Annotated in this window: 12 protein-coding genes; 4 read left to right on the forward strand and 8 right to left on the reverse strand. The window is 73.9% G+C overall.

The features are described from left to right. Positions 1 to 25: 25 nt before the first annotated feature. The 3 genes from HNQ01_RS05780 to HNQ01_RS05790 are packed head-to-tail and all read right to left on the reverse strand — an operon-like array spanning position 26 to position 3,079. Positions 26 to 1,003, reverse strand: coding sequence for a tripartite tricarboxylate transporter substrate-binding protein (locus HNQ01_RS05780; protein WP_173804426.1), 978 nt, complete (start codon positions 1,001 to 1,003; stop codon positions 26 to 28). After that, positions 1,000 to 2,403, reverse strand: coding sequence for a sensor histidine kinase (locus HNQ01_RS05785; RefSeq protein WP_353621639.1), 1,404 nt, complete (start codon positions 2,401 to 2,403; stop codon positions 1,000 to 1,002). The genes HNQ01_RS05780 and HNQ01_RS05785 overlap by 4 nt, the downstream gene beginning before the upstream one ends. Next, entirely contained in the window at positions 2,390 to 3,079 is a 690-nt protein-coding gene (locus HNQ01_RS05790) for a response regulator (RefSeq protein ID WP_173804427.1), read from the reverse strand. Before HNQ01_RS05790 ends, HNQ01_RS05785 begins: the two co-directional genes overlap by 14 nt. A gap of 124 nt (positions 3,080 to 3,203) precedes the next feature. Here HNQ01_RS05790 and HNQ01_RS05795 point away from each other — a divergent pair, with 124 nt between their 5' ends. Then, on the forward strand, positions 3,204 to 4,205 hold the full coding sequence (locus HNQ01_RS05795) for a Bug family tripartite tricarboxylate transporter substrate binding protein (RefSeq protein WP_173804428.1): 1,002 nt from the start codon (positions 3,204 to 3,206) through the stop codon (positions 4,203 to 4,205). A 16-nt stretch (positions 4,206 to 4,221) separates the two neighbouring features. On the opposite strand, the gene HNQ01_RS05800 is transcribed toward HNQ01_RS05795, so the two are convergent. The 4 genes from HNQ01_RS05800 to HNQ01_RS05815 form a co-directional block, all read right to left on the reverse strand. Beyond that, positions 4,222 to 4,878 carry a 3'-5' exonuclease gene (locus HNQ01_RS05800; RefSeq protein ID WP_173804429.1) on the reverse strand — a complete coding sequence of 219 codons (657 nt, stop codon included), beginning with the start codon at positions 4,876 to 4,878 and terminating at the stop codon, positions 4,222 to 4,224. Positions 4,879 to 4,891: 13 nt separating this feature from the next. Next, a complete protein-coding gene (locus tag HNQ01_RS05805) occupies positions 4,892 to 6,739 on the reverse strand; it encodes a putative nucleotidyltransferase substrate binding domain-containing protein (protein WP_173804430.1) in 1,848 nt (615 codons plus the stop codon). A gap of 116 nt (positions 6,740 to 6,855) precedes the next feature. After that, on the reverse strand, positions 6,856 to 7,341 hold the full coding sequence (locus HNQ01_RS05810; RefSeq protein ID WP_173804431.1) for a hypothetical protein: 486 nt from the start codon (positions 7,339 to 7,341) through the stop codon (positions 6,856 to 6,858). Continuing rightward, positions 7,338 to 8,198 carry a CsgG/HfaB family protein gene (locus HNQ01_RS05815; RefSeq protein ID WP_286180514.1) on the reverse strand — a complete coding sequence of 287 codons (861 nt, stop codon included), beginning with the start codon at positions 8,196 to 8,198 and terminating at the stop codon, positions 7,338 to 7,340. Before HNQ01_RS05815 ends, HNQ01_RS05810 begins: the two co-directional genes overlap by 4 nt. A gap of 141 nt (positions 8,199 to 8,339) precedes the next feature. On the opposite strand from HNQ01_RS05815, the gene HNQ01_RS05820 reads away from it, so the two are divergent. Together HNQ01_RS05820 and HNQ01_RS05825 are read left to right on the forward strand one after the other, a co-directional pair. Next, complete coding sequence (locus HNQ01_RS05820) at positions 8,340 to 9,620, forward strand: class I SAM-dependent methyltransferase (RefSeq protein ID WP_173804432.1); 1,281 nt, start codon at positions 8,340 to 8,342, stop codon at positions 9,618 to 9,620. Between the two features lie 55 nt (positions 9,621 to 9,675). After that, a complete protein-coding gene (locus tag HNQ01_RS05825; RefSeq protein WP_173804433.1) occupies positions 9,676 to 10,734 on the forward strand; it encodes an acyltransferase family protein in 1,059 nt (352 codons plus the stop codon). Here HNQ01_RS05825 and HNQ01_RS05830 read toward each other — a convergent pair. Next, a complete protein-coding gene (locus HNQ01_RS05830) occupies positions 10,709 to 11,425 on the reverse strand; it encodes a UPF0149 family protein (protein WP_173804434.1) in 717 nt (238 codons plus the stop codon). The two genes, HNQ01_RS05825 and HNQ01_RS05830, sit on opposite strands and share 26 nt — an antisense overlap. Before the next feature lie 156 nt (positions 11,426 to 11,581). Here HNQ01_RS05830 and HNQ01_RS05835 point away from each other — a divergent pair, with 156 nt between their 5' ends. Beyond that, positions 11,582 to 12,355, forward strand: a complete 774-nt coding sequence (locus tag HNQ01_RS05835; RefSeq protein WP_173804435.1) for a winged helix-turn-helix domain-containing protein — start codon at positions 11,582 to 11,584, stop codon at positions 12,353 to 12,355. Positions 12,356 to 12,613: the final 258 nt, after the last annotated feature.

Consider the following 12,613-nt stretch of genomic DNA (forward strand, 5'->3'; position numbering starts at 1 on the left):
GCCCGCAGCGCGGCACCCAGCGCGTTCAGCGGGCCTCGGGCGGACGGCGCAGCTGCTCGAGCGCCTGGCGCAGCCGGTCGATCTCGGCCTGGACGAGCTGCCGCGGCGCGGTGCCGGCCGGCGGCTCGTCCGGCATCGACAGATCGAAGCGCCGCAGCGTCTCGCGCCAGGCGGGCTGCCGGCGCGCCCGCTCGAGCTGATGCGCCAGCGCGTCGGCCTGGGCCAGCCCCGGCGCGACATAGACGCCGCGCAGGATCGGCCAGACCAGATCGGTGCCCTGCTCGCGCGCGGTGGGCACGCCCGCCAGCACGCCGCCCAGGCGCTGCGGCGCCAGCACCGCCAGCACCCGCAGCGGCGCGCCCTGGCGCAGCTGGCGCGCCACCTCGGCCGCGTCGCCCGCCAGCACCTGGACATGGCGACCGACCAGCGCCCGCATCGCGTCGCCGCCGCCCTCGAAGGCGACCAGCCGCAGCGCGCGCGGACCGACGCCGGCCGTGCGCGCCAGCAGCGCCGCCTTCATCCAGTCCTGGCTGCCGATCGTGCCGCCGGCCCCGAAGGCCACCGACGCGGGCTGCTCGCGCAGCGCCCGCAGCAGCGCCGACAGGTCCCGCCACGGCGCATCGCGGTGCACGACGACCACGCCGTGGTCGAGCGCCAGCGGCATCAGCCAGCGCACCTCGTCGGGCCCGTGCCGCCCGAAGCGCCCCTGCGCCAGGTTCAGCAGCGTGCCGGTGGAGAAGGCCACCGCCTCCGCGCCCGGCGGGCGCAGGCCGCGCGCCACCTCGTCGAACACCAGCGCGCCGATGCCGCCGGGCTGGTGCAGCACCGGCAGCGGCGGCTCGCCCGACTGCGCCAGCGCCTCGCGCAGCAGCAGGCAGGTCAGCTCGAAACCGCCGCCGGGCTGCGCCGGGGCGACGCAGCGCTCGACCGGCGCCGCCGCGGCCACCCCGCTCAGCATCAGCAGGACCAGCGCGGCCGCCGTCCGCAGGCCGGGCGCGCTCATGCGCGCTCCTGCGGCCAGACCAGCCGCACCGACAGGCCCGCCCCGCCCTCGCCCGGCCCGGTCTCGAGCCGGCCCCGGTGGCGCCGCGCCACCGCCGCGGCGATCGACAGGCCCAGGCCCGAGCCCCGGCTGCCGCGCCCGCGCACGAAGCGCTCGCCCAGCCGCGCCTGCACCGCCGGATCCAGGCCGGGGCCGTCGTCGCGCACGCCGATCCAGGCCAGGGCGCCACCGGCATCCTCGCCCGCCTCGACCGTGACGCAGCCGCCCTCGCGCCCATGCACCAGCGCGTTGTGCGTCAGGTTCATCAGCGCCTCGCGCAGCAGCAGCCGGTCGCCGCAGACCGCCGCGACTCGCGCGTCCGGCCCGGGATCCTCCGGAAGCTCGGCGCCGAGGTCGATGCCGCGCTCGCGCGCCAGCGGCAGCAGCGCCAGCGCGACCTCGCGGGCCAGCGCGCCCAGGTCCAGCGGCTCGGCGGCCTGCGCGCCGGCGTCCGCCCGCGCCAGCGCCAGCAGCTGACCGGTCGCGCGGGTGGCGTGATCGAGCTCCAGCGACAGCGCCTGCAGCGCTTCGTCGCGACGCGCCGGGTCGGGCTCGCGGCGCAGGTAGTCGAGCTGGGCGCGCAGCGTCGTCAGCGGCGTGCGCAGCTGGTGCGAGGCGTCGTCGACGAACTGGCGGCGCTGCGCCAGCAGGCCGGCGCTGCGCTCGAGCTGGCGGTTGATCGCCTCGACCAGCGGGCGCAGGTCGGCCGGCAGGCCCTGCGGGCTCAGCGGCTGCAGGTCGTCGCCGGAGCGCGCGCGCACCGCCTCGGCCAGCCGGCGCACCGGCCGCAGCGCCCAGGCCGACACGCCCGCCACCGCCAGCGCCAGCAGCCCGAGCAGCGAGGCATCGCGCCACAGCGCCTGGCGCACGAAGGTGCGGGTGAAGCGCTCGCGCGCCTGCACGCCCTCGGCCACCTGGATCACCACCTGGCGCGCGCCGCCCACCGGCCGGTCCAGCGCGCGCAGGTAGGCGCCGACCCGCACCGGCTCGCCGAAATGCTCGGCGTCGTAGAACTGCGGCTCGCCCGCGCGCAGCGGGCGCGGCGGCAGCGGCAGCTCGGGCGTGCCGATCTCGACGCGACCGTCGTCGGTGGCGACGCGGAAATGCACCGGCCCGTTGCCGGCGAGCTGGAAGAACTCGAACAGCGCATAGGGCTGCTCCACCGCCAGGCCGCCCGAGGCGGTCGAGACGTTGAGGTCCAGCCCCTTGATCGCCCCCAGCAGCGAGCGGTCATAGGCGGCATCGGCCGCCTGCTCCGCCTCCAGCCGGGTGAAGGCGAGGCTGGCGGCCAGCACCAGCGCCACGCCCGGCAGCAGCCAGCCCAGCAGCCGTGCGCGCAGCGTCGCGTCAGGGCGCAGCACCGCCCGCCCCCGGATCCGGCTCCAGCGCGTGGCCGAGGCCGCGGTAGGTGCGGATGTGCACGCCCGAGCCCTCCAGCCGGCGACGCAGCCGGTGCATCAGCACGTCGAGCGCGGCCGGCTGCACGTCCTCCTCGTCGCCGAAGACGCGCTCGAGCAGCTGCGCGCGGCCCATCGGCTCGCCGCTGCGCACGATCAGCGCGCGCAGCAGGCCGTGCTCGCGCGGCGACAGCGCCAGCGGCTCGCCCGCCAGCGTGAACTGGCGCGCCGCGGTGTCGAACTGCAGCGGCCCGCAGGCCAGGCGCGGCTGCGAGCGCCCGCGCGAGCGCCGGATCAGCGCGCCCAGCCGCGCCTCCAGCTCGGCCAGCGCGAAGGGCTTGGGCAGGAAGTCGTCGGCGCCCTCGTGCAGCGTGCCGACCCGCTCGGCCAGCGAGTCGCGCGCGGTCAGCACCAGCACCGGCAGCGTGGCGCCGGCCGCGCGCAGCCGGCGCAGCACCTCGTGGCCGTCGCGCCCGGGCAGGCCGAGGTCGAGCACCAGCGCGTCGTGGTCGCCGTCCAGCGCGGCGCGCTCGGCCAGCCGCCCGTCGTCGACCCAGTCGACGCGAAAGCCCGACTGCGCCAGCGCCCGCGAGAGCCACTCGCCCAGCCCGTGTTCGTCTTCGGCCAGCAGGATGTGCATCGGCCGGATTATCGGCGGGGGCGCCCGCCGCGCCGATCCGGGTCGGCCCCCCGCGGCTGAAAGGTGGCTGAGAGGTCGGCTGCGGCAGCATGGCGCCATCAGAACATCGCACCGGAGACTCCCGATGACATCCTCCCCGACCGACCGGATCGACCGCCGCGCGCTGCTGCGCCTGGGCGCCGCCGCCACCGGCGCGCTGGCCCTGCCCGCCTCGCTGCGCGCGCAGTCCGCCTGGCCGAACAAGGCGATCCGCTTCGTCGTGCCCTTCGCGCCGGGCGGCAGCTCGGAGATCATCGCCCGCGCCACCGCCGCGGAGATGCAGAAGATCCTCGGCCAGTCGGTCTTCGTCGACAACCGGCCCGGCGGCGCCGGCAACGTCGCGATGGGCGAGGTCGCGCGCGCCGACGACCAGCACACGATCATCCTCGGCCACATCGGCACGATGGCGGTCAACCCCTTCATCTTCGACAAGCTGCCCTACGACCTGGCGCGCGACTTCCGCCCGGTCTCGCTGCTGGCCAAGGTGCCCAGCCTCTACCTGGTGCATCCGGACCTGCCGGTGCGCAACATGAGCGAGTTCATCGCCCACGCGAAGAAGAACCCCGGCCGGCTCAACTACGGCTCGGCCGGCAACGGCAGCGCCGGCCACCTGGCGATGGAGTACCTGAAGATGGCCTCCAGCACCTTCATCACCCATGTGCCCTACCGCGGCACCGGCCCGATGCTGACCGACCTGATGGCGGGCCGGCTCGATGCGGCCTCGATCGGCGCGTCGGCGGTGCTGCAGTTCATCCGCGCCGGCAAGCTGCGCTGCATCGCCACCGGCACCACCCAGCGCATCAGCCAGCTGCCCGACGTGCCCACGGTGGCCGAGCAGGGCTTCCCCGGCTTCGAGATGACGCAGTGGTATGGCCTGAACGCGCCGAGCAACCTGCCGCAGCCCGCCCTCGATCGCCTGGCCGCGGCCGCCGCGAAGGCGGTGCGCGAGCCCGCGACGCTCGAGCGCCTGGGCCACGACGCCGCCATCGCCGTCGGCGGCACGCCGGCCGAGTACGCCAGGTTCATCGACACCGAGCAGAAGCGCTGGAAGCCGGTGATCGCCCGCGCGAAGATCAAGCCGGACTGACTCCGGCGGGTCGGCCTCAGACGGGGCCGATCCCGACCAAATGGCGCAGCTTGACGAAGGCCATCGCGGCCATCACCGCGTCGTTGAGCGCGTCGTGCGCGTCGCGCCGCGGCAGGCCGAGGTCGTCCATCAGCGTGTCGAAGCGCAGATCGATGTTGCGGTCCTGCTCGTGGCCGCGCAGCTGGCGGAACTTGTGGTCGTAGTAGAGCCCCGAGACCTCGATGCGGCGCTGCGGCAGCCGCACGCCCAGCATCGGGTACATCACCCGGTTGAGCATCGCCACGTCGAACTCGAGGTAGTAGCCCACCAGCGGCCGCGCGCCGACGAAGTGCAGCAGCCGGCGCATCGCCTCCTCCGGCTCCAGCCCCTGCGCGACGTCCTGCTCGCGCAGCCGGTGCACCCGCACGCTGTCGGCCGAGATGGCGCGGGTCGGCTTCACCAGCAGCGACAGCGCCTCGCTGGTCAGGATGCGGTCGCCGACGATGCGCACCGCGCCGATCGAGATGATCTCGTCGCGGCGCCGGTCCAGGCCGGTGGTCTCGCAGTCGACCGAGACCCATTCGTTCTCGGGCGGCGGGTCGTAGAGAAAGCGCAGGCTCTCGTCGGCCAGATGCCAGCGCATCCACTCCCGCGAGAGCGTGCGCCAGCCACGGGTCATCAGGTCGGGCAGCATCGGGCGGTTCCTGTCAGAGCATGTCGAGGCGGAAATGGTGGTGCAGGTGCGTGCGGAATCGCTTCACCACCGCCAGCGTGTCCTTCAGCAGGTCGCGGTCCAGGCTGCTGAGCCGCTCGACGGTGATGCCCGAGCCGGCCTTGCGGCCCTGCTCGATCTCCTGCAGGCCCGCCTGCAGCTTCAGGCCCATGAAGAAGTGCAGGCTCTCGATCAGCTCGGCGCCCAGCCGCGGCTCGAGGTGGCCGCGCGCCATCAGCGCCTCCAGCCGCGCCACCGTGCCGGTCTCGGTCAGGCGGTGCTCGAAGGCCAGGCTGCGCACGCCGTGCACCAGCGGGAAGATGCCGGCCTTCTTCAGGTCGAGCTGGTCGCGCCCGCCCTCGCCCAGGCCCAGGATGCGGCCCCACCAGCCGCTGCCATGCTGCGAGAAGGCATCGACCGCGCCGGCGAAGCGCGCCAGCACGCCGGCGTTGTCGCTGGCGAAGGACCAGACCTGCTCGCGCAGGCCGTGCAGCAGCGTGGCGTCGCCGCAGACCGGATGGGCGTCGAGAAAGATCGCCAGCGCCATCAGGTGGTCCGGCGAGGGCTCGATCAGCCAGCGCCGCACCCGCCGCGCGAAGGCCTGCTCGCCGTCGCGCCACTCCGGATTGCTGACCATGATGCCGCCGGCGCAGGGCGGGTAGCCGAAGTCGGCCAGCGCGGCCGAGAAGCGGTCGCACACCGCCTGCAGGTCCAGCCCCGGCGGCGGCGTCCAGCCCTCGCGCAGCACCAGGCCGTTGTCCTGGTCGGTCTTGAGCAGCTGCTCGCCGCGGCCCTCGCTGCCCATGACGAACAGGCAGCTGTTGGCGATCAGCTCCGGCGGCGCGATCAGCTGCCAGGCACGCTCGAACAGCGTCGCGTTGATCTCCTGCACCAGCCGCGCGATCATGCCGACCCGGGTGCCGCTGCGGTGCAGCACGCCGATCAGCCGGGTGATCTGGCCGGCGGCCTCCTTCAGCGTCTCGATGCTCTCGGCCTGCAGGATCTGCAGCGTGATCAGGTAGGAATGGTTGGAGAGGTAGCTCAGCAGGTCGAGCTGCTGCAGGAAGCCGACGATGCGCCGCTCCCGGCCCTCGCCCTCGGCCACCACGAGGCGGTGGATGCGGTGGCGGATCATCAGCGCCAGCGCGTCGAACAGCGGCATGTCCGGACGCACCGTCACCAGGTCGAAGTTCGCCAGCTCGCGCACCGGCAGCCGGTCCAGCGGCGTGCCGTGCAGGATGGCCTTGGGCAGGCTGGTGACGGTGAAGATGCCCAGCCGCGGCGCCGCGCCCGCGCGGTCCTCGACCAGCACGTTGGTGGTGCGCTGCTCCTGGAAGACGCGCGCGACCTCGGTGATCGAGGCCTCGGCGTCGACGAAGTGCGCCGGGCGCAGGAAGGCCTGGTCGACGCGCGCCATCGTCAGCGACTGCAGCTCGTGCTGGCTGCTGCGCTCGGCCAGCGCGCCCAGCTTGTTCGACAGGTCGGCGAACAGCAGCGCGCCGAAGGTCGCGTTCGAGGCGATCAGCGCCGAGACCGCCTTCTTCGCGAGCCGGTAGGTCACCACCTCCTCGGCCGCCAGGAAGCGGCTGCTGGCCTGGCCGGCCACCAGCGCGCGGCCGTCGAAGCAGTCGTCCGGACCGTAGCTGCCCTGCTGCTCGTCGCCGTCCCACTGCTGGACATGGCCCTTGATCAGCACGAACAGGTGGGTCGGCTCCTGGCCGGGCGCCAGGATCACCGCGCCTTCGCGGAAATACTCGATGTCGACGCTGCGCCGCACGAGCTCGCGCTCGTCGGCATCGAGGCAGTCGAAGGGGGACGCGGCAAAGTTGAATGCGCTGGGCACGGGGCGATGTCTCCTCTTGTGGCCTGTCGTTGCGGACCATTCTGTCCGTCACGGCTTGCACGGAGCCTGCGCCTCGTCAAGACAAGCGGGATGTGCGGAAACCGGGCCGCGCGGCTTCAGAACCGGGGCGGCGGCAGGTCCTCCGGTGCGCGCGGCTCGCACTGCATGCGCAGCTGGCCCAGCGTGTCGCCGTCGGCATTGAGCAGCTCGCCGCGCAGCTCGGCGCTCTGGCGGTCGATCGTCAGCCGCGTCTCGGCCAGGCGGCGCAGGTCGGGCATCCAGACGAAGATCCGGGTGCCGAACCAGTCGGCGTGGAGCCGCGAGCCCGCCGCCGGCGTGCGGTAGCTCATCGTGTAGGCGGTCTCCGACGCGGTGTAGCGCATGCGCTCGCCCACCGGCAGCAGGTTGGAGCGCTGGATCAGCGCGGTCATGTTGTTGTCGCGCAGCGCCAGATGGAGCTGCGCGTCGTGCGCCACCCCGCGCGAGGCCACCCGGCCCTCGCACAGCAGGTAGAGATGGAACTCGGCGGCACCGGCCGGCGGCACCAGCCCGGCCAGCCCGGCCAGCAGCCCCGCCGCCGCACCCGCGGCTCGCCGGCTCACTTCTTGATCCCTCGCGCCGCGTCGGTGGAGCCGCCCTGCACGCCCAGGCGCCCGCCGGTGCCCAGGCCGCCCTTGACGGTCTGCGCCTTGTAGCTGCGCAACGCCACGACCATCTTGTTGTACGAATCGGCGAAGGCGGCCATCAGCACCTTGCCCTCGGGCGTGCTGGTGAAGGCACCGGCCCCGCCGGCCGCACCGCCGCCGAAGCCCCAGCCCGACAGGCCGAAGTCGATGTTCTTCGAGTAGCCCTCGGAGGCGGAGATCTGCACGCCGGAGCGGTTGTCCACCAGCAGCAGGATGGTCGAGGCCTCGTTGGTCGACATCGAGCCGGCCACCGCACTCAGCGCCGTGCCGGCCAGCCCGCCGATGCCGGCCAGCACCCCGCCCGCCCGGGTGCCGCCCTTGTCCGAGAGGATCACCTCCGGACTCATCATGTAGTCGGCGGCGACCATCTGGCCGCCACCGAAGTTGCTGCCGGCGCGCCCCTCCTCGCCGCGGATGAGCTGGCGCTCCTGCGTCATGCCCTGCAGGCCGCGGCCGCGCTCGACGATGACGAAGCAGTTCGACTGCTGCACCAGCAGCCGCAGCGCCGGCACCGTCGAGCCGGTGCGGTAGCGGCTGCTGTAGGTCGTGTACCAGCCGGCGCTGGTGTTCTCCTCGATGCGCAGTGTGCCCAGCGGCTCGGCGCAGCGCTCCAGGCTCGAGCTGGCGCCCTCGGCGCTGCCGCCAGCGGCCGCGCCGGTGGCCGCCGAGCCGCTGCTGCCCCCGACCGAGGGCGTGGTCGCCAGGCAGCCCGACAGCATCGCCACCGCACCGGCGGCCGCGGCACGTGCCGCCATCGTCATCAACGTCGTCATGAAGATTTCCCCGGAGACACGCCGGATCGGCCGCGCCGGTCCGGCACCGGACCTCGCGGACCGGTCCGTCCGATGATGCCCGCCGGTCGCCGGCGGACAAGCGACCAAAGTCACCCGCCGCCATCGTCGACAATCCGCCCCATGTTCACCGACCTGATTCCCGGCGCCGCGCCGCAGCCCGCGCCGGAGCCGACCGCGCGCGAGCGCTTCTTCCGCCTGATCGAGACCGCGCTGGCCGCGCGCCAGCTCGTGCGCCTGACGCTGGGCCGCTACCGCGGCCCCGAGGCCGATCTCGAGAAGGTGCTGGCCCGCCCGGTGATGCTGCGCGGCGAGCCGCACCTGCAGCTGGTCTGGCGCCACGCCACCCGCGACATCACCAAGAACCACCCGCTGGCCGAGGTGCCGGCGCTGCTGGACGGCCTGATCGCCGCAGGCGGCTTCGAGAACGCGCACCTGCACACCCGCACCCAGGAGGCGCAGTTCACCGTCAAGACCAAGGGCGGCCGCGACCGCAGCCTGCTGCGGGTGGGCCGCAACAGCACGCCCGCCGACGACGAGGGCCCCGACGCCGCGGACGCCACCGCCGACGAGCACAACCGCGAGAAGCACCGCCTGCTGTCGCTGGAGCGCCCCTTCTGGCACGACCTGGGCGTGACCGACGCGCAGCAGCGGCTGATCCCGGCGATGTCGCGCAAGTGGCGCCAGATCAACCGCTTCGTCGAGGTGTTCTCCTCGGCGCTGGCCGATGCCGGCCTGGGCGCACGCGATCCGGCCGAACCGGTGCGGGTGCACGACTTCGGCTGCGGCAAGGGCTACCTGACCTTCGCGGTGCACGACTGGCTGGCCGGCCAGGGCCGCCGCGCCGAGGTCACCGGCGTGGAGCTGCGCCAGCCGCTGGTGGACCTGTGCAACGCCGCCGCCGAGCGCCACCAGCTCGGCGGCCTGCGCTTCGACGCCGGCGACGTGCGCGACTACACGCCCGCCGGCCTGGACGTGATGATCGCGCTGCACGCCTGCGACATCGCCACCGACTACGCGATCGACTACGGCCTGCGCGCCGGGGCGTCCGTCATCCTGTGCTCGCCGTGCTGCCACAAGGAGGTGCGCCCGCAGATGACGATGCCCGCGCTCCTGCGCCCGGTGCTGCAGCACGGCGTGCACCTGGGTCAGGAGGCCGAGATGGTCACCGACGGCCTGCGCGCGCTGCTGCTCGACGCCGCGGGCTACGACACCCAGGTGTTCGAGTTCATCTCGCTGGAGCACACCAACAAGAACAAGATGCTGCTGGCGGTGCGCCGCCGCCACACGCCGGCCGGCCACGCCGAGGCGGTGCGCGCGCAGATCGCCGCGATCAAGGACTTCTACGGCATTCGCGGGCTGACTCTGGAAAAACTGGTATCGACCCGTTCCGGATCTGCGTGACATCCGGCCAGCGGCGTGGACGCCGGCGGGCGGCCTGCCTATGCTGCGCCCCGCCATGACGACCCCGTCCCTCCCCCCGCCCGCCGGCCGCGATGCCACCGTCGACGTCGCGCGCGGCCTGGGCATCGTGCTGGTCGTGCTCGGCCACAACCCGCAGGTGCTGCACGAGCCGGGCCTCCTGTTCCGTGCCATCTACGCGATGCACATGCCGCTGTTCCTGTTCCTGTCGGGGCTGTTCCTGCCGCGGCCGGAGCAGCCGCTGCGCCAGGTGCTGGCCTCGCGGGCCGACGCGCTGCTCAAGCCTTTCCTCGTGGTCGCGCTGACGGTGGAGGCCGTCGTGCGGCTGCTGCCGCCGGCGCTGACCGGCGGCTGGCAGCCCGAGCCGCTGGCCGAGTCGCTCGCCGGCGTGCTGCGGGCCACCGGCGCGACGCTGCGCTGGGAGCCGCTGTGGTTCCTGCCGCACCTGTTCCTGGTGTCGGTGCTCGCCGCGGTGCTGGCCGCACGGATCACGGGCGCCGCCTGCGCCGCCCTCGCGCTGGCGCTGCTGCCGGCCGGCCTGCGGATCATGCAGGCCGCACCGGCGGGCACGGCAGGCTGGCCGTGGAGCCTGGACCTGCTGCCGCTGTCGCTGGGCTTCGTGCTGCTGGGCCACGCGGCGCGCCGGCTGCCGGCCACGCTGCAGCAGCGCCCGACGCACCAGCTGCTGGCGCTGGCGCTGGCCTGCGCCGCAGGCTTCGCGCTGCTGCTGGCGGGCTCCGGCGGCGGTCTGGACATGAACCGCCGCGAGGCCGCCGACCTGCCGCGCACCCTGCTGCTGGCGCTGGCCGGCATCGGCCTGGCGCTGCTGCTGGCCGCGCTGCTGGTGCGCGCCCGGGCGCAGCGGCCATGGACCCGGCTCGGCACGGCCTCGCTGCCGATCCTGATCTTTCACGGCTTCAGCCAGGCCTTCGTCCACTACCACCTGCTGCGCCGCACCGGCAGCCCGGCGCTGGCGGCGCTCGGCGGCTTCACGGCCGGGCTGGCGGTGCCGCTGCTGGTGGAGGCGCTGACCCGGCGCAGCGCCCTGCTGGCCGCCGCCCTGCTGCCGCTCAGGCGCGTGCGCAGCAGGCCTTGAACTTGCGCCCGCTGCCGCAGGGGCACGGATCGTTGCGGCCGACCTTGGCGCCGCTGCGGCGGAAGGTCAGCGCCTGGCGCTCGCTGCGCTGCAGATCGCGCCGCGCCGGGGCCAGCTGCTGGTGCAGCTGCAGCAGCGCATCGGCCAGCACCTCGCGCAGCTCGGCGCGCATCGCGGCATCGATCGGCGGCGGGCGCAGCGCCTCGTCCTCGTCGTGCTCGTGATGCAGCATCATGACCGGCACCAGCGCCTGGCCGGCCTCGTCGTCGGCCAGCAGCGGCTGCCAGCCCTCCGGCGCGATCTGCATGCCCAGCACGAAGCCGGCGGCCCAGTCGTTGCCACCGGGCAGGCCGTCGTCGCGGTCGGCGATGCGCGGCAGGTGCGACTCGCCGCCGCGGCCGCCGCGCTCCAGCGCCGCGCCGATCGACTCGTGCAGCTGCATCAGCGTGCCGACGATCGCGCGCGCCTGGCCCTCGTCGTCGAAGGAGGCCTGGGCCTCGGCCGACTCGCCCCATACGCGCGCCAGCCAGACCGACGGCCCCGGCGCGCTGGCGGCGCAGTTCAGCGCGCACAGGAAGCCGTCGAGCCGCTCCAGCGTCATCGCGCCGGCCGGCAGCGAGGCCAGGAAGGACTGCAGCGCCGCCAGCGCGGCGGCATCGGGCGGGACGGACGGGGTGACGGCGTTGTTCATCGGCTGCAGATCCGGTATCGAGCGGTGACGGAAGGGGCGCGAGCGTAACGCAGCGGCGGCCTCCGGTGAAGCAAAGGTAAGCGCAGGTAAACCGGGCGGTGCAGCCCGCCCTGTTCGAGGCATGGTCACGCAAACGTCTCGCTAGGCTCGATCGCCATGGAACGCACCGTCACGCACGACTTCGCGCTGCCCCCGGTCACGCCGGGAGCCGCTCCGGCCTCCTGGCATCTGCTGCTGGCCGGCCTGCCCTACAGCGACACGACCCGGCTGCAGACGCTGATGCGCGGCTACGGGCACCGCGTCAGCGTCGCGCACGGTCTCGCGCAGGTCCAGTCCCGGCTCGTCGACGACGAGGTCGACGTGCTGCTGCACGGCAGCGAGCAGCAGACGACGATCGACGACATCACCCGCCTGCCCTGCCGGCCGGCCCGCATCTGCCTGGTCGACAGCACGGACGCGCGCGCGCGCATCGAGGCGCTCGACGCCGGCGCCGACGACTGCCTGTCGCGCCCGTACGCGCCGCGCGAGCTGATCGCCCGGGTCGCGGCGGTGCTGCGCCGGCGCCAGAGCCAGGGCCTGCGCATGCCGGTGCCGGCCAACGACGCCGGCCGGGTCATCGCCTTCGGCGACTGGCGCTACGAGACCTCGGCACGGCGGCTGTCGGTGCCCGGCGGATTCGAGGTCGACCTGTCGCCGGCCGAAGCGCGGCTGCTGATGGCCTTTCTCGACCATCCCAATGCGGTGCTCGAGCGCGAGCATCTGCTCGAGGCCGCGCTCGGCCGCGCGCCCGAAAGCGAGAGCGGCGAGCGCAGCATCGACCTGCTGGTGTCGCGGCTGCGCCAGAAGATGGGCGACGATCCGCGCCAGCCGCGCGGCATCCGCACCATTCGCGGCGTGGGCTATCTGTTCGGCGCGATGAACGCGCTCTGAGTCGCGACGACGCGACGGCCCAACGCCGGAAAAGCGCGGTCGCCACCGTGCAGACGGCAGGATCGATGTAGCCGCGCGAAACCTGCATGACAAGGCGCCGATACCTGCGGCGTCCATCCTTGACAGCACCCCGAGCCCCCGGCCGGGGATCCGCAACTCGGAACAAGGATGCCGATCATGAACGTGAATCTCAGCAGCACGACCAGCAGCCTGTCGTCCTCGTCGCCGGCATGGGCGGCATGGGCGGAGCAGGCGGCC

Origin of the sequence: Sphaerotilus uruguayifluvii, from assembly GCF_013294065.1 — a bacterium.
Lineage (GTDB): Bacteria > Pseudomonadota > Gammaproteobacteria > Burkholderiales > Burkholderiaceae_C > Sphaerotilus > Sphaerotilus uruguayifluvii.